We start from the raw sequence: 23,693 nt of genomic DNA on the forward strand, positions 1-23,693 counted from the left end.
ACTGGACATTAGTCTTATTTAATGGTAACTTTGCGCCATTAAATTTTTCTCATATCCAACTTTACAATTCGTTTTTTAATCTAATCTAACAACATTTCAGTCATTATGAATTTAACAGAATTAAAAAATATGCCCGTTTCTGAGCTAGTTAAATTAGGCGAAGAACAAATGGGGCTAGAAAATTTAGCACGTCTAAGAAAACAGGACATTATTTTTGCTATTTTAAAGCAGCATTCAAAGAGCGGAGAAGACATCTTTGGAGATGGTGTTTTGGAAATTTTGCCAGACGGTTTCGGTTTTTTGCGTTCCGCAGATAGTTCTTATTTGGCTGGACCAGATGATATTTATGTTTCGCCGAGTCAGATTCGCCGTTTTAATTTGCGCACCGGTGATATGATTGAGGGGAAAATCAGACCGCCGAAAGAGGGTGAACGCTATTTTGCCTTATTAAAAGTGAATCAAGTCAATGATGACCGTCCTGAAATTTCCCGCAATAAAATCCTATTTGAAAATTTAACGCCGCTTCACGCTAATTATCGTTTACGAATGGAACGTGGTAACGGTTCAACCGAAGATTTAACCGCGCGTATTCTTGATTTGGCTGCGCCGATTGGTAAAGGGCAACGTGCATTAATTGTTGCGCCACCGAAAGCAGGGAAAACAATGTTTTTGCAAAACATTGCACAAAGCATCACTTATAACTATCCGGAATGTATTTTAATGGTTCTGCTGATTGATGAACGTCCGGAAGAAGTGACAGAAATGCAGCGTTTGGTGAAAGGTGAAGTAGTGGCTTCCACTTTCGATGAACCGGCGGCACGCCACGTGCAAGTAGCTGAAATGGTGATTGAGAAAGCAAAACGTTTGGTTGAGCATAAGAAAGATGTGGTCATTTTGTTAGATTCCATTACACGTTTAGCGCGCGCTTACAACACAGTCACTCCGGCTTCGGGCAAAGTGTTGTCCGGAGGGGTAGATGCAAATGCCTTGCATCGTCCGAAACGTTTCTTTGGTGCTGCGCGTAATGTTGAAGAGGGCGGCAGCTTAACTATTATCGCTACTGCATTGGTTGATACCGGCTCTAAAATGGATGAAGTGATTTACGAGGAGTTCAAAGGAACCGGTAATATGGAGCTTCACCTATCTCGTAAGATTGCGGAAAAACGCGTCTTCCCGGCGATTGATTTCAATAGCTCAGGTACACGTAAAGAAGAGTTGCTTACTACTCCAGATGAATTACAAAAAATGTGGATTTTACGCAAAATTGTGCATCCTATGGGTGAAATTGAAGCGATGGAATTCTTAATTGATAAATTGTCGATGACGAAAACCAATGAAGAATTTTTTGAAGCGATGAAACGCTCTTAGTTAAAAAATATTTTGATAAAAACCACCTTATTTTGTTTTGAACTTAGCGATAAATAGGGTGGTTTTTTTATATCTGAATAACTTACTATGTAACATTTTTTCTATTTATCAGAATAATCTATAAATCCCCGCCCTTTAAGGCGGGAGGATGTTAAGCTCTGGTGGCGTAATCGCCTTGGCAGATCCATTTGTAGGTGGTGAGTGCTTCCAATCCCATCGGGCCTCGAGCGTGCAGTTTTTGAGTGCTGACCGCAACTTCTGCACCTAAGCCGAACTCGCCTCCGTCAGTGAAGCGTGTACTTGCATTGAGATAAACAGCAGCTGAGTCAACCTGTTGGGCGAATTGCATTAATCGTTGTGGATTTTGACTTAAAATGCCGTCAGAGTGTTGACTTCCATAGTGGTGGATATGGGCGATTGCTTGTTCAATATCTTTCACAATCACCACATTCAAATCATAAGACAGCCACTCTTCAGAGAGTGATTTTTCATCTAATGCATAAACGCGTTTGCAGTGCTGTTGTAATATTGCTTTGGCAGCCGTATCTGCGTGGAAGGTGATTTGTGGCGCTTGGTTATAAGCCGCAAGTCGAGGCAAGAATGTTTCGGCAATACTTTCCTGCACTAATAATGTTTCTAGCGTATTACAAGTGCTTGGGCGTTGAGTTTTTGCGTTGTGGATCACTTTTAATGATTTTTCAATATCAGCACTTTCTTCTACAAAAAGATGACAAATGCCAATACCGCCAACAATCACCGGAATAGTGGATTGCTCTTTACACAGTTTGTGCAAGCCGGCACCACCGCGCGGGATAATCATATCGACATAACGATCCAGTTTTAATAGTTGTGTGATTAGGTTTCGATCCGGATCGGTAATAGCCTGTACTGCAGTTGCAGGCAGTTGCGATTGGAGCAAGGCTTGTTGGATGATCTCAACTAAAATCCGGTTGCTATGGGTGGTTTCTTTACCGCCACGCAAAATAACCGCATTGCCAGTTTTTAAACATAAGCAGGCAACATCTACGGTCACATTCGGTCTGGCTTCATAAATTACACCGATAACGCCTAGCGGCACGCGTTTACGCTGGATACGGATGCCACTGTCCAACTCAGCGCCATCAATAATGTTACCAACCGGGTCGGCAAGCGAAATAATATGTTTTACTTCGTGAATAATACTGTCCAAGCGACTTTCTGTAAGCAGTAGCCGATCGATTAATGCGTCGCTAAGCCCTTGTTGGCGTGCATTTTCAATATCTTTAGCATTGGCGGCAAGAATATCACTCTGACGATCTTTTAATTGTTCGGCAATTTTTGCCAATGCACTGTTTTTTTGTTGATGAGAGAGCGTTGCAAGCTGATAAGAAGCCTGTTTGGCTTGTTGCCCTATTTGTTGTAAATCTATCATTTCCACTCCTTATAATAAGACCAGATCGTCGCAATGCACTACTACCGATCCATATTCATAACCTAGAATATCGTTAATTTTGCTTGATTGTTGTCCTTTAATACGTTGCAGTGCATCGCTGTTATAGCGCACCATTGCTCTGGCTAAAGCTTTACCCTGCTGGTTTTGTAACAGTACCACTTCCCCACGAGAAAAAGTACCTTCAACAATACGAATCCCAGCCGGTAGTAATGATTTATGTTGTATCGTCAATGCCTGCTCTGCACCATTATCGACCGTTATATAACCGGTAATCGGTGCGGCAAATAACCACTGTTTACGGCTTTCGATACCATGTGACGCTACTGTAAATTTTGTGCCGATTTCTAAATTATTGGCTAAATCAATAATCACATTCTTACGTCCACCAGGTGCGATAATGGTTTCGATACCGGAACGAGTAGCAATATCGGCAGCGGTAATTTTAGTAGACATTCCACCCGTACCTAAGCCGGATACGCTACCTCCAGCAATTGCTTTGGTATCTTCAGTAATTTTCTCTACAACAGGAATCAGTTTTGCATTTGGGTTATTGCGTGGGTCGCAATTGAATAAACCTTGTTGGTCGGTTAATAAATAGAGCTGATCAGCGTGTGCTAAAATTGCAGTTAATGCTGAGAGATTGTCATTATCACCGACTTTAATTTCTGCTGTTGCCACGGCATCATTTTCATTGATTACAGGGATAATCTGATTTTCTAACATTGCCATTAGTGTATCGCGTGCATTAAGAAAGCGTTCACGATCTTCAAAGTCAGCACGAGTTAACAGAATTTGCCCGATTTTAATATCATAAATTTGAAACAGTTGTTCCCAAGTTTGAATGAGCTGGCTTTGACCAACGGCAGCTAATAACTGTTTAGAGGCGATTGTTGCTGGTAATTGAGGATTATTAAGATAATAACGACCAGCAGCAACTGCACCGGAAGTGACAATAATAAGACGATAGCCTTGCTGATGTAGCGTGGCACATTGACGTACGATTTCAAGCATATGTGGTCGATTCAGTTTTGATGAGCCCTGAGTCAGTACGCTGGTACCGAATTTTAAGACAATAGTTTTCATAATAACGAGTGATTGATTTGAAAGCGATTAAGTTAGCATTAAATACTTTAAAAAGCGAATAAAAGTCAACGTGTTTAAGATATAGGAGGTACGTTTTCGGACACGCTAATTTTTATGCGGTATTTTTACTAACGTATGTGCAAATTTGAGCTGTATAAAGATAAACCAGAGTACTGCAATAATGGCTAGGAGCGCACCGATTGAGCCAATATAACTCAGTCCTAAATAGTGCATTACCTGATTGCCTATCAACGCACCTGCACCAATACCAACATTATAGATACCGGAAAAAATAGATGTTGCTACATCAGTTGCATCGGGAGACAGTTGTAGAACACGCATTTGCATACCTAAACCGAGAGCTGAGATGCCGATCCCCCATATAAATACTAATAAAAATATCGCTGTTGAATGTGTTCCGATTTGGTTTAATAGTGCGAGAGACAGCAGTAATATCAGCATCGAACTGAGTAGAAATTTATTTGGGTTAAGATGATAAAAAAGGTTAAACAATAGACTGGCGACTAAGCCAGATAACCCAAAAATTAATAATGCTGCTGTTGCTACATTGTCAGAGATATGACTGATTTGTATCATAAACGGTTCAATGTAGCTGTAAGCCGTGAAGTGGGCGGCAATCACAATGGCAGTGAGTAGATAAATACCCATTAACATTGGACGGCGAGCTAATATTGGCAAACTTTCGATTGAACCCGCGTTTTTACTTGGCAGGTGAGGAAGTAATTTAGCAATAGTGATCATAATGATTATCGCAGCGATGGCTATAATGGCGAAGGTAGTGCGCCAGCTTAACCATTGCCCTATCACTCTGCCCAGTGGTAAACCAAGAACCATTGCTAATGCTGTACCCATTTCCAATAAACCTAATGCCTGAGTGCGCTTATCTCGTGGTGCAACACGCATTACTAAGGAAGCTGTGATTGACCAAAATATTGAATGAGTTAGGGCGATGCCGGCTCGGGAAAGCAACAAAATCCAATAGTTCCAAGCGCAGGCGGATAAAATATGGCAGGCAACAAAAACAATAAAGAGTTTAACGAGCAAACTGCGGCGCTCCAATGCTGAAGTCATCAACATACAAGGCAATGACATCAATGCCACAATCCAAGCATATACCGTAATCATCAAGCCAACTTCAGAAACCGGCATATGAAAACTGTCGGCAATATCACTCAAGAGCGCGACAGGAATATATTCTGTGGTATTGAATACAAAAGCGGCAAATGCCATGACTATGACACGAGTATATTCAATACGGCGAACAACATTTTTGGCTAACATCTAAATTAACTGTTCCTATTTTTTATTTATTGTATTTCTGAGCGTCGGCTAATAGTAGTACTTAATGAAAACTTCGTATACTGATTTTTCATTTATTCAGAGTAGAAAAATGTAGCTTTAAAAAGGTTTGATCTGGGTTAAGTGTTGTTAAGGAAAGTTTCTTTTATAATAGCGACTCAAAATTTATAGGGTAAAAAGTATGGCTAAATTATCACAAGAAGATCAGCAAGAGATAACGCGACTTTGCGCTAAAGCGGCATTGTTAATGTTGCAGTATGGCGCAGAAAGTATTTTAGTCGATCAGGCTGCGACTAGATTAGGAATGGCTTTGGGAATGGATAGCGTTGAATGTGCTTTAACACCGAATGCAATTGTTGTCACTACACGTTATCAGGATCATTGTATTACCACTACTAGAAGAAATTATGATAGCGGAATTAATATGGCGGTAGTGACACAGGTTCAGCGCATAATAATTGCGGCTGAACATAAAATTTATGGTATATATCAAGTACATAAGAAATTAGAACAAGTAAAACCACTGAAATATAATCGCTGGTTTGTCGTGTTAATGGTGGGATTGTCCTGTGCCAGTTTTGCTAGATTGGCTGGAGGTGATGTAATGATCTCTTTTATTACTTTTTGGGCTTCTGCAGTGGCAATGTTTGTCAGACAGGAGATTGGTAAACGTCATTATAATCCGTTAATTAACTTCTCGGTAACCGCTTTTGTGGCTTCCTGTATTTCCGGTCAAGCATTACTTCATCATCTAGGAAACGCTCCTGAAATTGCTTTAGCATCGAGTGTATTATTATTGGTTCCCGGTTTTCCATTAATTAATTCACTTTCAGATGTATTAAAAGGATATGTCAGTATGGGAATCAGTCGTTGGGCAGTTGCGACAGTACTGACATTCGGAGCTTGTATTGGTATCGTGTTTGCATTAGCGTTTCTGCATATTAATGCTTGGGGGTAAAATGGATATTTTATTAACATTGCTAGATGATCTTTTTTTTGCTGCGATACCGGCGGTCGGTTTTGCTTTAATTTTTAATGTACCTCCTAAGGCTTTGAAATATTGTGCTACTCTAGGTGCATTGGGGCATTGTTTTAGAACTGTTTTGGTGAATTATTGTGATGTTCCAGTAGTTTTCAGCACATTTTTTGCGGCAGCATTGATCGGTTTTATTGGAGTTTATCTTTCACAACGTTTTTTGGCTCATCCGAAAGTGTTTACTGTTGCTGCTATTATTCCGATGATTCCCGGTGTTTATGCTTATAAAGCAATGATTGCGATTGTGCAAATTCACCATTACAGCTATAGCGAAGCGTTATTGGCACAGGCATTGGAATATTTCATTAAAACCGGTTTTATTCTTGCAGCGTTGGTATTTGGTTTGGCACTGCCAGGACAACTCTTCTACCGCAGAAAACCGGTGGTTTAAAGATAGAATGCGCTTTTATGGTGTGATTGAGCAAAAATTAAAACAACAAATAATTTTTGTATGAAAACTGGCAATAAAATGCTAGAATTGCGAGCTTAAAAAATCTCCCTATAAGTTAGTTATTAGGTTTTAGTGGGTTTAGAATGAGTGTAGAAATCGAGAAAAAGAAAGCATCTGCATCCTCGGTAGAGGATGGAGTGAAAAGCAAAGGGCTTAATAGCACATTATGGATTAGCTGTGTGATATTAGTTCTTATTGCAGCGGTCGGTAATATCTATTTTGGTGATCAATTCTCTTCTGTTGTGCGTGTTCCGGCAATGGTTGTGCTCTTGTTGTTGGCATTATTCGTTGCGGCAATCACTAATCAGGGAACTATTGCAAGAACATTTTTAAAAGAATCTCGCATTGAGTTAAGAAAAATTATTTGGCCTACTCGCCAAGAAGCAACGCAAACTACGTTAATCGTAATGGGAGTAACAGTAGTCGTTTCTTTAATTTTGTGGGGATTAGATTCGATCATTGTTTCTTTGATTAACTTTATCACCAACTTGAGGTTCTAATTATGAGTGAAAATACAACACAAAAACGTTGGTATGTGTTGCAGGCGTTTTCAGGTTTTGAATCACGTGTTGCAACTGTATTGCGTGAATATATTAAGTTGCACAATATGGAAGAGCTGTTCGGTGAAGTGTTAGTTCCAACTGAAGAAGTTGTTGAAAATGTGGGTGGAAAACGCAGAAAGAGTGAAAGAAAATTTTTCCCGGGCTATGTATTGGTTCAAATGGTAATGAATGATGATACTTGGCATTTAGTACGTAGTGTCCCTAGAGTGATGGGATTTATTGGTGGAACACCGGATAATCCAGCACCAATTTCCAACCGTGAAGCAGAAATGATCCTAAATCGTTTAGAGCAGAGCAGCGATAAACCAAGACCAAAAACAATGTTCCAGCCTGGAGAAGAGGTGCGTGTTAAAGAAGGACCATTTGCCGACTTTAATGGAACAGTAGAAGAAGTGGACTATGAAAAGAGCCGCTTGAAAGTGTCCGTTTCTATTTTCGGTCGAGCAACACCTGTCGAATTGGATTTTAGTCAAGTTGAAAAATTGAGCTAATTTTTTAACTGATTTACTTGAAAAACGCTATTTCTTTATTTAGAATAGCGAGCTTTTGAAACAACGGGGAGCTGAAAAGCGTTATCACCCATAACGAGGAAATTAAAATGGCAAAGAAAGTTCAAGCCTACGTTAAGTTGCAAGTTGCAGCAGGTATGGCTAACCCTTCACCACCAGTTGGTCCAGCATTAGGTCAACAAGGTGTGAATATTATGGAATTCTGTAAAGCATTCAACGCGCGTACTGAAAGCTTAGAAAAAGGTTTACCGATTCCTGTTGTTATTACTGTTTATGCAGACCGTTCTTTTACTTTTATCACTAAAACTCCTCCGGCAGCAGTATTATTGAAAAAAGCAGCTGGTATTAAATCTGGTTCAGGTAAACCGAACAAAGATAAAGTGGGTAAAGTAACTCAAGCACAAATCCGTGAAATTGCTGAAACTAAAGCAGCGGATATGACGGGTGCAACAATTGAAACTAAGATGAAATCTATTGAAGGTACTGCACGTTCAATGGGTTTGGTAGTGGAGGACTAATCAATGGCTAAACTAACCAAACGTATGAAAGCGATCAAAGCAGCAGTAGATTCAACTAAAGCGTACGAAATTAACGAAGCGGTTGCTTTATTAAAACAATTGGCAACAGCTAAATTTGTTGAAAGTGTTGATGTAGCTGTAAATTTAGGTATTGATGCGCGTAAGTCAGATCAAAACGTTCGTGGTGCAACTGTATTGCCACACGGAACAGGTCGTTCTGTGCGTGTTGCAGTATTTACACAGGGTGCAAATGCTGAAGCAGCTAAAGAAGCTGGCGCTGATTTAGTAGGTATGGAAGATTTAGCAGATCAAGTGAAAAAAGGCGAAATGAACTTCGATGTGGTTATTGCTTCTCCGGATGCAATGCGTGTTGTTGGTCAATTAGGTCAGATCCTTGGTCCACGTGGTTTAATGCCAAACCCTAAAGTGGGTACTGTAACCCCTAATGTTGCAGAAGCTGTTAAGAATGCAAAATCCGGTCAGGTTCGTTACCGTAATGATAAAAACGGTATCATCCACACAACTATCGGTAAAGTAAACTTTGAAGTTGATCAAATCAAAGAAAACTTGGAAGCGTTGTTGGCTGCATTAAATAAAGCAAAACCAAGCACAGCGAAAGGTGTTTACATCAAAAAAGTGAGCCTTTCAACTACTATGGGTGCTGGTGTTGAAATCGATCAAAGCAGTTTATAATTTGCTTTACTTTGTCGTAGGTTATATCTATAATCTACGACCTTAACTTTTTAGTAAGATTCTGGTTGGTGCTTGACCTATTCAAGCCTCATCCAAGACCGTAGGGGAAAGAAATTTCTTAATTATCCTACGTAGATGGTGTACAGATAAGAATTTTTCTGCTTCTGGCACCGAAATTCGTCCCTTTCTGTTAAGTTGTCAGATAGGGTTTTTTATGTCTAGGAAACTAGATTGATGTATTTCAGGAGCTAAAAGCCAATGGCATTAAATCTTCAAGATAAACAAGCAGTTGTTGCTGAAGTAAGCGAAGTTGCCAAGGGTGCGTTATCTGCTGTTGTTGCCGATTCTCGCGGTGTAACAGTAGACAAAATGACTGAATTACGTAAATCAGCTCGTGAAGCTGGCGTGTATATGCGTGTTGTACGTAATACTTTATTACGTCGTGCCGTAGAAGGTAGCGCATTTGAATGCATGAAAGATACGTTTAAAGGTCCGACTCTTATCGCATTCTCTAACGAACATCCAGGTGCTGCAGCACGTTTGTTCAAAGAATTTGCTAAAGCAAACGATAAGTTCGAAATTAAAGGCGCAGCCTTTGAAGGTGAGTTCATCGAAGCAAAAGCTATCGATCGTCTAGCAACTCTACCAACATACGAAGAAGCAATTGCACGTTTGATGGGTACAATGAAAGAAGCTGCGGCTGGAAAACTTGTACGTACTATTGCGGCGATTCGCGATCAAAAAGAAGCTGCTTAATATTAGCAGTTTATTGGTTTAAAACTTTTACTTATTTTAGGAAACGATTGTTATGTCATTAACTAACGAACAAATCATTGAAGCAATTGCTGAAAAATCAGTAATGGAAATTGTAGAACTTATTTCTGCAATGGAAGAAAAATTCGGTGTTTCTGCAGCGGCAGCAGCAGTAGCAGTAGCAGCAGGCGGTGACGCAGCGACAGCAGAAGAAAAAACTGAATTTGATGTTGTATTAGCAGAAGCTGGCGCAAATAAAGTTGCAGTAATCAAAGCAGTTCGTAGCGCAACTGGCTTAGGATTAAAAGAAGCTAAAGATTTAGTTGAATCTGCACCAGCAACCTTGAAAGAAGGCATTGCTAAAGCAGAAGCAGAAGCACTTAAGAAAGAATTAGAAGATGCTGGTGCAAAAGTTGAAATTAAATAATTGATATTATTTGATTTTTAGCAAAAATGGCTGGTGATTTTATCATCAGCCATTTTGTGCCTTTCAGAAACTATGAGAAATTACCGTTTAACTCTCGTAGTTTTAGTAAAAATGAAGTCAGTTATGACGGAATTTAAGTTATTGTTTTTATATAAAACAATCCTAACGGTATCAATTTTACACTGCCACCTTGTATAATACAGCGAGAGTGTGTGGATTGTGGGTCTGAACAGCAAGCAGAGGAACCTATGGTTTACTCCTATACCGAGAAAAAACGTATTCGTAAAGACTTCGGCAAACGTCCGCAAGTTCTAAATATCCCTTATTTATTAACTATCCAAATAGATTCTTTCGAGAAGTTTATCCAGAAAGATCCTGAAGGTCAGCAAGGTTTAGAGGCTGCATTCCGTTCAGTATTTCCAATTGTAAGCAATAATGGCAATACTGAGTTGCAATATGTAGATTATAAGTTAGGTGAGCCTGTATTTGATGTTAGAGAATGCCAAATTCGAGGCACAACTTATGCAGCGCCATTACGTGTGAAACTACGCCTTGTCAGCTATGATAAAGATGCCGCACCCGGTACAGTAAAAGATATAAAAGAACAAGATGTGTATATGGGTGAAATTCCATTGATGACCGATAATGGTACATTTGTGATCAATGGAACAGAGCGTGTTATTGTTTCTCAGTTACACCGTAGTCCGGGAGTATTCTTTGATAGCGACAAAGGTAAAACACATTCTTCAGGAAAAATTTTATATAACGCACGAATTATTCCTTATCGTGGTTCGTGGTTAGATTTTGAATTTGATCCAAAAGATAATCTGTTTGCGCGTATTGACCGTCGCCGTAAATTACCGGCAACAATTATCTTGCGTGCATTAGGTTATACAACCGAAGAAATTTTAAATTTATTCTTCGAAAAAATTGTATTTGAAATCAAAGATAATCAATTATTAATGACCTTAGTTCCGGATAGATTGCGTGGTGAAACTGCAACATTTGACATCGAAGCTAATGGTAAAATTTATGTTGAACGTGGTCGTCGTATTACAGCACGCCATATTCGTCAATTAGAAAAAGATGGTGTTACTCAGGTCGTTGTACCAGCAGAATACATTGTTGGTAAAGTTGCTGCCAAAGATTATGTGGATTTAACAACAGGCGATATTATCTGTCCAGCAAATACAGAATTAAGTTTAGAATTATTGGCGAATTTAAGCCAAGCTGGTTATAACACAATTGAAACACTATTCACAAATGATCTTGATTACGGTCCATATATTTCAGAAACATTAAGAGTGGATCCATCTTATGATCGTCTTAGTGCTTTAGTTGAAATTTATCGTATGATGCGTCCGGGTGAGCCACCAACAAAAGAAGCAGCAGAAGGATTATTTGATAATCTATTCTTCTCACCAGATCGTTACGATCTTTCTGCTGTCGGACGTATGAAATTTAATCGTTCTTTAGATATTCCTGAAGGTGAAGGTACAGGTATTCTAAGTAAAGAAGATATTATCCTAGTAATGAAGAAATTAATCGACATTCGTAATGGTCGAGGTGAAGTGGATGATATTGATCATTTAGGAAATCGTCGTATTCGCTCAGTGGGAGAAATGGCGGAAAACCAATTCCGTATTGGCTTAGTTCGTGTTGAACGTGCGGTTAAAGAGCGCCTTTCATTGGGTGATCTTGATTCTGTGACACCACAGGATCTAATCAATGCAAAACCAATTTCAGCTGCAGTTAAAGAATTTTTCGGTTCATCACAACTTTCTCAGTTTATGGATCAAAATAACCCACTTTCAGAAGTAACGCATAAGCGTCGTATTTCTGCATTAGGGCCGGGTGGTTTAACCCGTGAGCGTGCAGGTTTTGAAGTGCGTGATGTTCACGCAACTCACTATGGTCGTGTATGTCCAATTGAAACTCCTGAAGGGCCGAATATCGGGTTGATTAACTCATTATCTGTTTATGCGCGAACCAATGATTACGGTTTCTTAGAAACTCCGTATCGTAAAGTGGTTAATGGTCAGGTAACTGAAGAAATTGAATATTTGTCTGCAATTGAAGAAGGTAATTATGTTATTGCGCAGGCAAACTCTAATTTAGATGAAAATTTCCGCTTTACCGATACTTTCGTTACTGCACGTGGTGAGCATGGTGAATCCGGTTTATATCGTCCGGAAGAGATCCAATATATGGATATTTCAACTCAACAGATCGTATCTGTTGCGGCAGCGTTGATCCCGTTCCTAGAGCACGATGATGCGAACCGTGCTTTGATGGGAGCGAACATGCAACGTCAAGCAGTGCCTACATTAAGATCCGATAAACCGTTAGTCGGTACCGGTATTGAAAAAGCGGTTGCGGTGGATTCCGGGGTAACAGTGGTTGCTAAACGTGGTGGTTATATTCAATACATTGATGCTTCTCGTATCGTGGTTAAAGTGAATGAAGATGAAACCATTCCGGGTGAAGCAGGTATTGATATTTATAATTTAACTAAATATACCCGTTCAAACCAAAATACCTGTATTAACCAAGTGCCTTGTGTCTCTTTAGGTGAACCTATTGGACGCGGCGAGGTGTTAGCAGATGGTCCGTCGACTGACTTAGGTGAATTGGCGTTAGGGCAGAATATGCGCGTGGCGTTTATGCCTTGGAACGGTTATAACTTTGAAGATTCAATGTTAGTTTCTGAGCGTGTGGTTCAGGAAGATCGTTTCACTACTATTCATATTCAGGAACTTTCCTGTATTGCTCGTGATACTAAATTAGGTGCGGAAGAAATCACTGCGGATATTCCGAATGTCGGGGAGGCTGCATTAAGTAAGCTAGATGAATCTGGGATCGTTTATATCGGTGCGGAAGTAAAAGGCGGAGATATTCTAGTGGGTAAAGTTACACCAAAAGGTGAAACACAACTTACTCCTGAAGAAAAATTATTACGTGCTATCTTCGGTGAAAAAGCATCTGATGTAAAAGATTCTTCATTACGTGTACCGAACAGTACAACAGGTACTGTTATTGATGTTCAAGTGTTTACACGCGATGGCGTAGAAAAAGATAAACGTGCGTTAGAAATTGAAGAGATGCAGTTAAAACAAGCGAAGAAAGATTTAACTGCGGAATTGGATATTCTTGAAGCTGGTTTATTTACCCGTGTCCGTAATTTGTTGTTAGCGAACGGATTTAGTGCGGATAAGCTTGAACAGATGAATCGTATGAAATGGCTTGAGCAATCTCTTGCGGATGAAGAGAAACAAGCTCAGTTAGAACAGCTTTCCGAACAGTTGGATGAGTTACGCAAAGAATTTGATCATAAATTAGAGGTTAAACGTAATAAGATTATCCAAGGTGATGATCTTGCACCGGGTGTGTTGAAAGTCGTTAAAGTATACCTTGCAGTGAAACGTCAAATTCAGCCGGGTGATAAAATGGCAGGTCGTCACGGTAATAAAGGGGTTATTTCTAAGATTAATCCAATCGAAGATATGCCATATGATGAGAATGGACAACCAGTGGATATCGTGTTAAACCCATTAGGGGTACCATCTCGTATGAATATCGGTCAGATCTTGGAAACTCACTTAGGATTTGCAGCGAAAGGTATTGGTGATCAAATTAACCGTATGATCAAAGAAAAACAGGAAGTTGCCAAATTACGTGAATATATTCAAAAAGCGTATGACCTAGGTGATGCTTGCCAAAAAGTTGATCTCAGTACCTTTACTGATGAAGAAGTGATGCGTTTGGCACAAAACTTGCGTAAAGGCTTACCTCTTGCAACACCGGTGTTTGATGGTGCAGAAGAGAAAGAAATTAAAGGCTTGTTGGAATTAGCTGGATTACCGACCTCTGGACAAATTACGCTTTATGATGGTCGTACTGGTGAGAAATTTGAACGTCCAGTAACAGTAGGTTATATGTATATGCTCAAATTGAATCACTTAGTTGACGATAAGATGCACGCTCGTTCAACCGGTTCTTATAGTCTTGTTACGCAACAACCTCTTGGAGGTAAGGCACAATTCGGTGGTCAACGTTTCGGGGAAATGGAAGTTTGGGCATTAGAAGCATATGGTGCTGCATACACCTTACAAGAGATGTTAACAGTTAAATCGGATGACGTGAACGGTCGTACCAAGATGTATAAAAATATTGTTGATGGTACTCACCAAATGGATCCGAGTATGCCTGAATCATTTAATGTATTGCTTAAAGAAATTCGTTCTTTGGCAATTAATATTGATTTGGACGACGAACAAACTGAATAATCAAGTTCAAAATTAGCCCAAGTGCGGTATAAGCCGCACTTGAATTAAGTTTAACTCCGATGGGAGCAAATCTGTGAAAGACTTAGTTAAGTTTTTAAAAACACAATCTAAATCAAGAGAAGATTTTGATGTGATCAAAATCGGTTTGGCTTCGCCTGATATGATTCGTTCGTGGTCATATGGAGAAGTAAAAAAACCGGAAACAATCAATTACCGTACTTTTAAACCGGAACGTGACGGTCTATTCTGTGCGCGTATTTTCGGGCCGGTCAAAGACTACGAATGTTTATGCGGAAAATATAAACGTTTAAAACATCGTGGTGTGATTTGTGAAAAATGTGGTGTTGAAGTTACTCAAGCTAAAGTTCGTCGTGAACGTATGGGGCATATTGAATTAGCTTCACCTGTTGCACATATTTGGTTCTTGAAATCTTTGCCATCCCGTATCGGTTTATTATTGGATATGCCGTTGCGTGATATTGAACGTGTGCTTTATTTTGAATCATATATTGTTATTGAAGCTGGAATGACCGATTTAGAAAAAGGTCAATTGCTTACTGAAGAACAATTTTTAGAAGCTGAAGAGCGTTGGGGCGATGAATTTGAAGCGAAGATGGGGGCAGAAGCAATTCAAGCCTTACTTCGTGATATGGATCTTGAACACCAATGTGAAACTTTACGTGAAGAGTTACAAGAAACCAATTCAGAGACGAAACGTAAAAAAATTACTAAACGTTTGAAATTATTGGAAGCATTTATTCAATCTGGCAACAAACCGGAATGGATGGTGTTGACCGTGTTGCCGGTATTGCCACCGGATTTACGTCCGTTAGTACCGCTCGATGGTGGTCGTTTTGCGACATCTGATTTGAATGATTTATATCGCCGAGTGATCAACCGTAACAATCGTTTAAAACGTTTATTAGATCTTATTGCACCAGATATCATCGTACGTAATGAAAAGCGTATGTTGCAAGAATCTGTTGATGCGTTGTTGGACAATGGTCGTCGCGGTCGAGCAATCACAGGTTCAAATAAACGTCCATTAAAATCATTAGCGGATATGATCAAAGGTAAACAAGGTCGTTTCCGTCAGAACTTATTGGGTAAACGTGTTGACTATTCCGGTCGTTCTGTAATTACAGTGGGGCCATACTTACATTTACATCAATGCGGTTTACCGAAAAAAATGGCATTGGAATTATTCCGTCCATTTATTTATTCAAAATTAGAAAGTCGTGGTTTGGCATCAACCATTAAAGCAGCTAAGAAAATGGTTGAACGTGAAGATGCGATTGTTTGGGATATTTTGGCGGAAGTTATTCGCGAACATCCAATCCTTCTAAACCGTGCTCCGACTTTGCACCGTTTAGGTATTCAGGCATTTGAGCCGATTTTGATTGAAGGTAAAGCGATTCAATTACATCCATTAGTATGTGCGGCGTTCAATGCGGACTTCGATGGTGACCAAATGGCGGTGCACGTACCATTAACGTTGGAAGCGCAGTTAGAAGCGCGTGCGTTAATGATGTCTACCAATAACATTTTATCGCCAGCAAACGGTGATCCGATTATCGTTCCGTCACAAGACGTGGTGTTGGGGCTTTATTATATGACCCGCGAAAAAGTGAACGGTAAAGGCGAAGGAATGTTGTTGCAAGATCCACGCGAAGCTGAAAAAGCGTATTGTACTGGGCGTGCTGAACTTCACTCTCGTGTAAAAGTTCGTATAACTGAATATGAAAAGAATGAAAACGGTGAATTTGAAGCAAAAACCACATTGACAGATACCACAGTCGGTCGAGCTATTTTATGGATGATTGCTCCGAAAGGTATGCCATTTAGCTTATTTAATCAAACATTAGGTAAGAAACAAATTTCTAAATTGATCAACGAAAGTTATCGCCGTTTGGGAATGAAAGACAGTGTGATCTTTGCTGACCAAATTATGTATACTGGTTTTGCTTATGCGGCACGCTCAGGTTCATCAGTTGGTATTGACGATATGGTTATTCCGGAGAAGAAATATGAAATTATCTCTTCTGCCGAAGAAGAAGTTGCTGAAATTCAAGAACAATTTAACTCAGGTTTGGTAACTGCCGGTGAACGTTACAACAAAGTGATTGATATTTGGGCGGCAGCTAACGAACGTGTTGCGAAAGCGATGATGGAAAACCTTTCAACAGAAGAAGTAGTCAATCGTCAAGGAGAGTTAGAAAAACAAGCATCATTTAACAGTATCTTTATGATGGCTGATTCGGGTGCTCGTGGTTCTGCGGCTCAGATTCGTCAGCTTGCCGGTATGCGTGGTTTGATGGCTCGTCCGGACGGCTCGATCATTGAAACACCGATTACGGCAAACTTCCGTGAAGGTTTGAACGTATTGCAGTACTTTATTTCAACACACGGTGCGCGTAAAGGTTTGGCAGATACTGCATTAAAAACAGCAAACTCAGGTTATTTGACTCGTCGTTTGGTTGATGTGGCACAAGATTTAGTCGTTGTTGAAGATGATTGTGGTACTCACGAAGGTATCGTGATGACCCCATTAATTGAAGGTGGTGATGAAAAAGTCAGTTTGAAAGAGTTAGTATTGGGACGTGTAACAGCAGAAGATGTGTTGCAACCGGGTACAGAAGAAGTATTAATCCCTCGTAATACACTATTAGATGAAAAATGGTGTGAAGTGATTGATAAATACTCTGTAGACAGCATTAAAGTGCGTTCTGTTGTAACTTGTGATACTGATTTTGGTGTTTGTGCGAAATGTTATGGGCGTGATCTTGCACGCGGTCACTTAATTAACCAAGGTGAAGCAATAGGTGTTATCGCGGCACAATCTATCGGTGAGCCGGGTACACAGTTGACAATGCGTACTTTCCATATTGGTGGTGCGGCATCTGCGGCAGCTAAAGAATCAAGTATCCAAGTTAAAAATACCGGTACTATCCGTTTAACCAATGCGAAATTCGTGACTAATCACGAAGGTAAATTGGTGATTACTTCACGTAATACCGAATTAACAGTGATCGATACTTTCGGACGTACTAAAGAGCATTATAAATTGCCATACGGTTCAGTTTTAAACAAAGCGAATGGTGAGGAAGTCACCGCCGGTGAAACTGTAGCTAACTGGGATCCACACACTATGCCGGTTGTTTCGGAAGCACAAGGTTTTGTGAAGTTTGTTGATATCATTGATGGTCTAACCGTAACTCGTCAAACTGATGAATTGACCGGTTTGTCTTCTATTGTCGTTCAAGATGTTGGTGAACGAGCGACAGCAGGTAAGGACCTTCGTCCGGCATTAAAATTAGTGGATGCTCAAGGCAATGATGTCTTAATTCCGGGAACGGAAGTGGCTGCACAATACTTCCTACCGGGTAAAGCCATTGTGACATTAGATGACAATGCTGAAGTGAATATCGGGGATTCTTTAGCACGTATTCCACAAGAATCATCAGGTACTAAAGATATTACCGGTGGTCTTCCACGTGTTGCAGATTTGTTTGAAGCACGTAAACCTAAAGAGCCGGCAATCCTTGCAGAAATTTCTGGGGTTGTTTCATTCGGTAAAGAAACCAAAGGTAAACGCCGTTTGGTAATCACACCGAGTGAGGGCGAAGCACACGAAGAGATGATTCCTAAATGGCGTCAACTTAACGTGTTTGAAGGTGAAATGGTTCAACGCGGTGATATTATTTCTGATGGTCCGGAATCTCCACACGATATTCTACGCTTAAGAGGCGTGCGTGCCGTTACTGAATATATCGTTAATGAAGTTCAAGATGTTTACCGCTTACAAGGGGTAAAAATTAACGATAAACATATTGAAGTTATTGTGCGCCAAATGTTACGTAAATGCATCATCACAAATCCATATGATTCTGAATTCCTTGAAGGAGAACAGGTTGAAGTGGCTCGTGTGAAAGTAGTGAATCGTAAACGTGCGGAAGAAGGTAAACCATTAGTGGAATTCCAACGTGAATTGCTTGGTATCACTAAAGCATCATTGGCAACAGAATCCTTTATTTCTGCGGCATCATTCCAAGAAACGACGCGTGTTCTTACCGAAGCAGCGGTTGCCGGTAAACGTGATGAGCTACGTGGCTTAAAAGAAAACGTGATTGTTGGACGTTTAATTCCTGCTGGAACGGGTTTTGCTTATCACCAAAGCAAAGCGAAAAAACGTGCTGCAACAGCTAATAATAACAATGAATTGGTAATAGAAGAACCTGCTACTATTACTGCGGAAGAAGCAACAGCGAACTTAGCAGAAATGTTAAATATGGTAGAGGATTAATTTAGTAGGCATAGTAGACAAAATTGTTGCTGATCTATCAAAAACTATGCCATGTGGACAATTTTGTTGCTAATATTTATTTTTCAAAATATTAGCAACTCTTTTTATTTAAAAAATCCTTTATAAACATAATCTTATGCTGTTTTGTTAAGCCATTATGATTATTTAATTGACGTTTTAGATGTTTAAATAATCCTTCAATCCTATTTGTCGTCTTTTCAATATTTATTTCAGTATACTTTTCAAAAGAGAATAAATAATTCATATACCATTTTAAACTGGCATAAGCGCCTCTTATGTTTCGATGCTTATATGGGAAATAGCCTTTTTCATTCGCTTTTTCACTTCGTTCTTTTAAAAAAATCTCGTGCTTTAAATACCATATATGTAAGCGAAGATAAAATTCATTTTTTGTGCTTTCTGTTATTGTTTTAGTGATAATTTTTAATTCCTTACCTGCTGATGATTGATGTTTTTTTCTTAATTTTCTCATTACAATAGCTATCATATGAAATTGACACATCTGTACCGGAGTATTAAAAAGATCTTTCATTAATCCTCTTCTCCCATCACAAGTAATAGCTTGAATTATATAGCCTTTTTCTCTTAGTCGATTTAATGCTAATTTGTAATAAATATCCTTTTCTGTTCGTATAAAGTGATAACAAACTACCTTATTTGTTTTTGAATCCATCAGCACTAAAACGCCAAAATAACGACCAAAAAAGTGGTGTCCATAATAATGTTCAAGTATCGATTTTGAGGTAATTTTAATGGCGTTTTGGGGGATTTATCTATATATCTTTGAATGGTTCTAACGGAACAATGATATTTAATTGCAAGTTGTTGATAGGTTTGTTTTCCACTAGTGTAATCAGACCAAATTTTTATTGGCTCTAATTTCTTTTTGAACGTAAATGTTTTATGGCATTGGTGACAAAAATAACGTTGAAAATTATTTAATTTGCCATGTTTCTTTATTTCTGCACTTTGGCAAAATGGGCAGTTTTTTATTCATATTTCAAAAAGAGGGCTTAAAGCCTTGTACTATAAGGCTTTAAGCCACTTTTTAGCAACAATTTTGTCTACTATGCCAACTCTTTATTTTCTACCATCACTTGTAAATGGTCTTAATTATACAATAGCTCCATATTAATAGTTAAATTCTATTTATTTCATATAAAAAAAACTATTGAAATGTAACATAAAGTTAATAAATTCTGATATTTTCTACAGACTATAATTTAATTACTTCATATAAAACATAGAATTAAATAGCATTTAATAAAAATATCAAAAAAGCACATTATTTTTAAATTACTAAAAATATTTTTAGTTTTTTTAATAATTAATACAATTAAATATAATTTATACAAAATAAATTAATGATGATTTTTTGACTAGATAAGTTCCTTTAGGTAATATGAGATACCTATACTATTAAGTTAATAGTATAGCTAGAAAAATCAAGATCTATCTATTTATATACAAAGTACTTAATCAATAATTTCAGAATAAAGGATATTATCTGAATGAGTTTAATATTAGCTAAGAAATATCCCAAACAACAGATTAATTTATTAAAAGTAATAGAAGATGGTAGATATATAGAAATGGCTATTATTGGAGAAGAATATTCTGTAATAGATGATATCACCAAGAAAACACCTGAAGATATCATATTATTCAGGCAAGGCAATAATCTGATTATCAGTAGTAAAAATGAAAATATAGATGTAGTTATTCACCAATTTTAGCACAAAGCAGTACCTAGCAAACCTTGCTTTGCTATCTTTGATCTACCAGCAGAGGAAGAAAATCAACCCAATAAATTGATTGTCACGGAAGTAAATGAACAGTTAATTGATCTTATTAGAGATTGTACCGGTAAAAATATAGTAATAAATTTAGCTAATAATCAGCGTATTATGCTTAAAGAACACAAAATATCAGCATCTGATTTAAGTAATACCTCTCTTAGAAACAATTGCACTGAAGAGGATTTTAGAACTAAAGAGACTATAGATGCATTGCGAAAAAAAATCGAATTAATTCAAGATAATCAACGTAATCAAATTGCTCATCTACAAAATAAATTGGTTGGAAAATAATAGAACTTAAGACGATTTAATGTTTTCATCTACAATTAATGGAATACAAAGTAAAATTCAATATAGTTATTCAAAAACTTAAAAGTTTCATTCCCCTACATACTAAAAACCCCACAAGCCAAATCAGATTGTGGGGCGACGAAAATGAATAATTAGCAGAATAAATTAAACATTCTCAATTTGACCAATTAATGAGCGTAAACGTTCTTGCCAACGTTGTTGCTCTTCTTTTAATTGCTGATTTTCAGCATTAAGTTGATCTTTTTCAGATTGAAGAGTTTGATTCGCTTGTTCGACATTTGCCTTTTGCTCTTTCAATTCTTCAATTTCCATTTGCAGTAGTTGAATAGTTTCAACTGCTTGTTTAATTTTGGATTCAAGTTGATCTAAAATTTCTAAAGACATAATTATTATTCCTCATTTGTTATCCAATACATCAGAATGGATAACATTCTATCCTAGATAGCACCGCATTTCATCTAAATTAAAAAAACTTCAATAAATTATTTAAGCAAACGTTTGCTAGGTGCTAGAATTAGGCAATTTTTTAGTTAACTCAATAAGGAAAGTATATGAAAAGAGCATTGGCTATCGAATTTTCTCGTGTTACAGAAGCAGCTGCACTTGCAGGCTTTGCCTGGTTAGGGCGTGGTGATAAAAATGCAGCTGATGCAGCCGCAGTAAAAGCAATGCGCACAATGTTGAATCAAATTGAGATGAACGGCGAGATCGTAATTGGTGAAGGTGAAATTGATGAAGCCCCTATGCTCTATATCGGTGAAAAATTAGGCAAAGGAGGTAATGAAGAAGAAATTGCGATTGCAGTCGATCCTATTGAGGGAACTCGTATGGTGGCAATGGGACAAGCAAATGCTATTTCTGTGTTGGCTGCCGGTGGTAAAGAGACTTTTTTACGCGCTCCAGATATGTATATGGAAAAATTGGTAGTTGGTCCTGAAGTGAAAGGAATGATTGATCTCAATCTTCCATTAGAACAAAATCTACGACGTGTTGCGTCTAAAATGGGGAAACTACTTTCTCAACTTACCGTTGTAACGCTTGATAAACCTCGCCATCAAACCGTAATTTATAAAATGCAACAACTTGGCGTGAAAGTATTAGCTATTTCTGATGGTGATGTTGCCGCTGCACTCTTATGCTGTTTGCCGGATACTGGTGTAGATATGATGTATTGTATCGGCGGAGCGCCGGAAGGGGTGGTGGCTGCTGCCGGCATCCGCGCATTAGGGGGTGATATTCAAGCACGTCTATTAACAAGGGAAGTAGTGAAAGGTGACAGCGAAGAAAATCGAGCTTTTGCAGAAAGTGAACGTCGTCGTTGTCAAGAAATGGGCGTAGAAGTAAATAAAGTTCTCACATTGGATCAGCTCGTTCGTGACGATAATTTGATTCTCTCTGCCACCGGTATTACACACGGCGACTTATTAAAAGGGGTTCACCGTAAAGGCGATGTTGCTACCACTGAAACTTTGCTTATTCGTGGACATTCACGTACGATCCGCCGCATTCAATCATTCCATTATTTAGATCGCAAAGATCCTGAAATTTATCGTTTGATCAATGCATAACCTGGATAAGATGTAAAATTTATTGGCCCATTAGATTATTCTGATGGGGTTTGTTTATTTTACAATCAATAAATTCTCTCTTATCTTACTGCTTAGCAAAATAAAAAAATACCGAACAGATTACTCTATTCGGTATTTTTGCATCAGTATTAGAAGAATACTAAATGGCATAGTAGACAAAATTGTTGCTAAAAAGTGGCTTAAAGCCTTATAGTACAAGGCTTTAAGCCCTCTTTTTGAAATATGAATAAAAAACTGCCCATTTTGCCAAAGTGCAGAAATAAAGAAACATGGCAAATTAAATAATTTTCAACGTTATTTTTGTCACCAATGCCATAAAACATTTACGTTCAAAAAGAAATTAGAGCCAATAAAAATTTGGTCTGATTACACTTGTGGAAAACAAACTTATCAACAACTTGCAATTAAATATCATTGTTCCGTTAGAACCATTCAAAGATATATAGATAAATCCCCCAAAACACCCTTAAAATTACCTCAAAATCGATACCTGAACATTATTATGGATACCACCTTTTTTGGTCGCTATTTTGGTGTTTTAGTGCTGATGGATTCAAAAACAAATAAGGTAGTTTGTTATCACTTTATACGAACAGAAAAGGATATTTATTACAAATTAGCATTAAATCGACTAAGAGAAAAAGGCTATATAATTCAAGCTATTACTTGTGATGGGAGAAGAGGATTAATGAAAGATCTTTTTAATACTCCGGTACAGATGTGTCAATTTCATATGATAGCTATTGTAATGAGAAAATTAAGAAAAAAACATCAATCATCAGCAGGTAAGGAATTAAAAATTATTACTAAAACAATAACAGAAAGCACAAAAAATGAATTTTATCTTCGCTTACATACATGGTATTTAAAGCACGAGATTTTTTTAAAAGAACGAAGTGAAAAAGCGAATGAAAAAGGCTATTTCCCATATAAGCATTGAAACATAAGAGGCGCTTATGCCAGTTTAAAATGGTATATGAATTATTTATTCTCTTTTGAAAAGTATACTGAAATAAATATTGAAAAGACGACAAATAGGATTGAAGGATTATTTAAACATCTAAAACGTCAATTAAATAATCATAATGGCTTAACAAAATAGCATAAGATTATGTTTATAAAGGATTTTTTAAATAAAAAGAGTTGCTAATATTTTGAAAAATAAATATTAGCAACAAAATTGTCCACATGGCATAGTTTTTGATAGATCAGCAACAATTTTGTCTACTA

The 23,693-nt window shown here is 38.1% G+C and carries 21 protein-coding genes; 15 read left to right on the forward strand and 6 right to left on the reverse strand.

Going from position 1 to position 23,693, the window contains the following annotated elements; translation table 11 throughout:
• The first annotated feature begins 105 nt into the window (after positions 1-105).
• Positions 106-1,368: a transcription termination factor Rho gene (rho, locus tag ACXPAV_RS10940; RefSeq protein ID WP_013746151.1), complete on the forward strand. Its 1,263-nt coding sequence runs from the start codon at positions 106-108 to the stop codon at positions 1,366-1,368.
• A gap of 151 nt (positions 1,369-1,519) precedes the next feature.
• On the opposite strand, the gene proA is transcribed toward rho, so the two are convergent.
• From proA to ACXPAV_RS10955, 3 genes are all read right to left on the reverse strand, one after another.
• On the reverse strand, positions 1,520-2,779 hold the full coding sequence (gene proA / locus ACXPAV_RS10945; RefSeq protein ID WP_458003477.1) for a glutamate-5-semialdehyde dehydrogenase: 1,260 nt from the start codon (positions 2,777-2,779) through the stop codon (positions 1,520-1,522).
• A gap of 9 nt (positions 2,780-2,788) precedes the next feature.
• A complete protein-coding gene (gene proB / locus ACXPAV_RS10950) occupies positions 2,789-3,883 on the reverse strand; it encodes a glutamate 5-kinase (RefSeq protein WP_458003478.1) in 1,095 nt (364 codons plus the stop codon).
• A gap of 105 nt (positions 3,884-3,988) precedes the next feature.
• Positions 3,989-5,185, reverse strand: coding sequence for a sugar transporter (locus tag ACXPAV_RS10955; protein WP_065231276.1), 1,197 nt, complete (start codon positions 5,183-5,185; stop codon positions 3,989-3,991).
• Positions 5,186-5,384: 199 nt separating this feature from the next.
• On the opposite strand from ACXPAV_RS10955, the gene ACXPAV_RS10960 reads away from it, so the two are divergent.
• The 10 genes from ACXPAV_RS10960 to rpoC all read left to right on the forward strand — a co-directional run bounded on the left by ACXPAV_RS10960 (position 5,385) and on the right by rpoC (position 18,742).
• The gene (locus ACXPAV_RS10960) at positions 5,385-6,161 is read left to right on the forward strand and encodes a threonine/serine exporter family protein (RefSeq protein WP_039133707.1); all 777 of its coding nucleotides are present in this window, start codon (positions 5,385-5,387) and stop codon (positions 6,159-6,161) included.
• Position 6,162: 1 nt separating this feature from the next.
• Complete coding sequence (locus tag ACXPAV_RS10965; protein WP_039133705.1) at positions 6,163-6,630, forward strand: threonine/serine exporter family protein; 468 nt, start codon at positions 6,163-6,165, stop codon at positions 6,628-6,630.
• A gap of 143 nt (positions 6,631-6,773) precedes the next feature.
• Positions 6,774-7,190 carry a preprotein translocase subunit SecE gene (gene secE, locus ACXPAV_RS10970; protein WP_458003479.1) on the forward strand — a complete coding sequence of 139 codons (417 nt, stop codon included), beginning with the start codon at positions 6,774-6,776 and terminating at the stop codon, positions 7,188-7,190.
• A 2-nt stretch (positions 7,191-7,192) separates the two neighbouring features.
• The gene (gene nusG / locus ACXPAV_RS10975) at positions 7,193-7,744 is read left to right on the forward strand and encodes a transcription termination/antitermination protein NusG (protein ID WP_039133699.1); all 552 of its coding nucleotides are present in this window, start codon (positions 7,193-7,195) and stop codon (positions 7,742-7,744) included.
• A gap of 107 nt (positions 7,745-7,851) precedes the next feature.
• Complete coding sequence (gene rplK, locus ACXPAV_RS10980; RefSeq protein WP_458003480.1) at positions 7,852-8,280, forward strand: 50S ribosomal protein L11; 429 nt, start codon at positions 7,852-7,854, stop codon at positions 8,278-8,280.
• A gap of 3 nt (positions 8,281-8,283) precedes the next feature.
• Positions 8,284-8,973 carry a 50S ribosomal protein L1 gene (rplA, locus tag ACXPAV_RS10985; protein WP_458003481.1) on the forward strand — a complete coding sequence of 230 codons (690 nt, stop codon included), beginning with the start codon at positions 8,284-8,286 and terminating at the stop codon, positions 8,971-8,973.
• Positions 8,974-9,231: 258 nt separating this feature from the next.
• The gene (gene rplJ / locus ACXPAV_RS10990) at positions 9,232-9,729 is read left to right on the forward strand and encodes a 50S ribosomal protein L10 (protein ID WP_013746164.1); all 498 of its coding nucleotides are present in this window, start codon (positions 9,232-9,234) and stop codon (positions 9,727-9,729) included.
• A gap of 52 nt (positions 9,730-9,781) precedes the next feature.
• Positions 9,782-10,153 carry a 50S ribosomal protein L7/L12 gene (rplL, locus tag ACXPAV_RS10995; RefSeq protein WP_458003482.1) on the forward strand — a complete coding sequence of 124 codons (372 nt, stop codon included), beginning with the start codon at positions 9,782-9,784 and terminating at the stop codon, positions 10,151-10,153.
• A gap of 248 nt (positions 10,154-10,401) precedes the next feature.
• The gene (gene rpoB / locus ACXPAV_RS11000; protein WP_039172822.1) at positions 10,402-14,439 is read left to right on the forward strand and encodes a DNA-directed RNA polymerase subunit beta; all 4,038 of its coding nucleotides are present in this window, start codon (positions 10,402-10,404) and stop codon (positions 14,437-14,439) included.
• A gap of 73 nt (positions 14,440-14,512) precedes the next feature.
• On the forward strand, positions 14,513-18,742 hold the full coding sequence (gene rpoC, locus ACXPAV_RS11005; RefSeq protein ID WP_458003483.1) for a DNA-directed RNA polymerase subunit beta': 4,230 nt from the start codon (positions 14,513-14,515) through the stop codon (positions 18,740-18,742).
• Between the two features lie 91 nt (positions 18,743-18,833).
• Here rpoC and ACXPAV_RS11010 read toward each other — a convergent pair whose 3' ends face one another.
• Positions 18,834-19,436 (reverse strand): IS256 family transposase, variant Zn-binding type, encoded by a 603-nt coding sequence (locus ACXPAV_RS11010; RefSeq protein ID WP_458003484.1) that lies wholly within the window; start codon positions 19,434-19,436, stop codon positions 18,834-18,836.
• 5 nt (positions 19,437-19,441) lie between these two features.
• Positions 19,442-19,756 carry a transposase gene (locus ACXPAV_RS11015; protein ID WP_458004428.1) on the reverse strand — a complete coding sequence of 105 codons (315 nt, stop codon included), beginning with the start codon at positions 19,754-19,756 and terminating at the stop codon, positions 19,442-19,444.
• Positions 19,757-20,274: 518 nt separating this feature from the next.
• On the opposite strand from ACXPAV_RS11015, the gene ACXPAV_RS11020 reads away from it, so the two are divergent.
• Positions 20,275-20,499 carry a hypothetical protein gene (locus ACXPAV_RS11020; RefSeq protein ID WP_458003485.1) on the forward strand — a complete coding sequence of 75 codons (225 nt, stop codon included), beginning with the start codon at positions 20,275-20,277 and terminating at the stop codon, positions 20,497-20,499.
• 75 nt (positions 20,500-20,574) lie between these two features.
• Positions 20,575-20,853, forward strand: a complete 279-nt coding sequence (locus tag ACXPAV_RS11025) for a hypothetical protein (protein WP_458003486.1) — start codon at positions 20,575-20,577, stop codon at positions 20,851-20,853.
• Between the two features lie 165 nt (positions 20,854-21,018).
• Here ACXPAV_RS11025 and zapB read toward each other — a convergent pair whose 3' ends face one another.
• On the reverse strand, positions 21,019-21,258 hold the full coding sequence (zapB, locus tag ACXPAV_RS11030) for a cell division protein ZapB (protein WP_039172829.1): 240 nt from the start codon (positions 21,256-21,258) through the stop codon (positions 21,019-21,021).
• Positions 21,259-21,425: 167 nt separating this feature from the next.
• Here zapB and glpX point away from each other — a divergent pair, with 167 nt between their 5' ends.
• Both glpX and ACXPAV_RS11040 read left to right on the forward strand, forming a co-directional pair.
• Positions 21,426-22,442 (forward strand): class II fructose-bisphosphatase, encoded by a 1,017-nt coding sequence (glpX, locus tag ACXPAV_RS11035; protein WP_458003487.1) that lies wholly within the window; start codon positions 21,426-21,428, stop codon positions 22,440-22,442.
• A gap of 280 nt (positions 22,443-22,722) precedes the next feature.
• A complete protein-coding gene (locus ACXPAV_RS11040) occupies positions 22,723-23,403 on the forward strand; it encodes an IS256 family transposase, variant Zn-binding type (RefSeq protein WP_458004429.1) in 681 nt (226 codons plus the stop codon).
• Positions 23,404-23,693 lie beyond the last annotated feature (290 nt).

It is taken from the genome of Gallibacterium sp. ZY190522 (assembly GCF_054166015.1).

What these genes read in the sequence shown, in the direction of transcription:
- proB (WP_458003478.1), bottom strand. Translation starts at nt 3,883, where the DNA reads ATGAAAACTATTGTCTTAAAATTCGGTACCAGCGTACTGACTCAGGGC.
- proA (WP_458003477.1), bottom strand. Translation starts at nt 2,779, where the DNA reads ATGATAGATTTACAACAAATAGGGCAACAAGCCAAACAGGCTTCTTAT.
- secE (WP_458003479.1), top strand. Translation starts at nt 6,774, where the DNA reads ATGAGTGTAGAAATCGAGAAAAAGAAAGCATCTGCATCCTCGGTAGAG.
- ACXPAV_RS10965 (WP_039133705.1), top strand. Translation starts at nt 6,163, where the DNA reads ATGGATATTTTATTAACATTGCTAGATGATCTTTTTTTTGCTGCGATA.
- rplL (WP_458003482.1), top strand. Translation starts at nt 9,782, where the DNA reads ATGTCATTAACTAACGAACAAATCATTGAAGCAATTGCTGAAAAATCA.
- rplJ (WP_013746164.1), top strand. Translation starts at nt 9,232, where the DNA reads ATGGCATTAAATCTTCAAGATAAACAAGCAGTTGTTGCTGAAGTAAGC.
- ACXPAV_RS11020 (WP_458003485.1), top strand. Translation starts at nt 20,275, where the DNA reads ATGAGTTTAATATTAGCTAAGAAATATCCCAAACAACAGATTAATTTA.
- rplK (WP_458003480.1), top strand. Translation starts at nt 7,852, where the DNA reads ATGGCAAAGAAAGTTCAAGCCTACGTTAAGTTGCAAGTTGCAGCAGGT.
- ACXPAV_RS11010 (WP_458003484.1), bottom strand. Translation starts at nt 19,436, where the DNA reads ATGGATTCAAAAACAAATAAGGTAGTTTGTTATCACTTTATACGAACA.
- ACXPAV_RS10960 (WP_039133707.1), top strand. Translation starts at nt 5,385, where the DNA reads ATGGCTAAATTATCACAAGAAGATCAGCAAGAGATAACGCGACTTTGC.
- rho (WP_013746151.1), top strand. Translation starts at nt 106, where the DNA reads ATGAATTTAACAGAATTAAAAAATATGCCCGTTTCTGAGCTAGTTAAA.
- rpoB (WP_039172822.1), top strand. Translation starts at nt 10,402, where the DNA reads ATGGTTTACTCCTATACCGAGAAAAAACGTATTCGTAAAGACTTCGGC.
- nusG (WP_039133699.1), top strand. Translation starts at nt 7,193, where the DNA reads ATGAGTGAAAATACAACACAAAAACGTTGGTATGTGTTGCAGGCGTTT.
- rplA (WP_458003481.1), top strand. Translation starts at nt 8,284, where the DNA reads ATGGCTAAACTAACCAAACGTATGAAAGCGATCAAAGCAGCAGTAGAT.
- ACXPAV_RS10955 (WP_065231276.1), bottom strand. Translation starts at nt 5,185, where the DNA reads ATGTTAGCCAAAAATGTTGTTCGCCGTATTGAATATACTCGTGTCATA.
- glpX (WP_458003487.1), top strand. Translation starts at nt 21,426, where the DNA reads ATGAAAAGAGCATTGGCTATCGAATTTTCTCGTGTTACAGAAGCAGCT.
- zapB (WP_039172829.1), bottom strand. Translation starts at nt 21,258, where the DNA reads ATGTCTTTAGAAATTTTAGATCAACTTGAATCCAAAATTAAACAAGCA.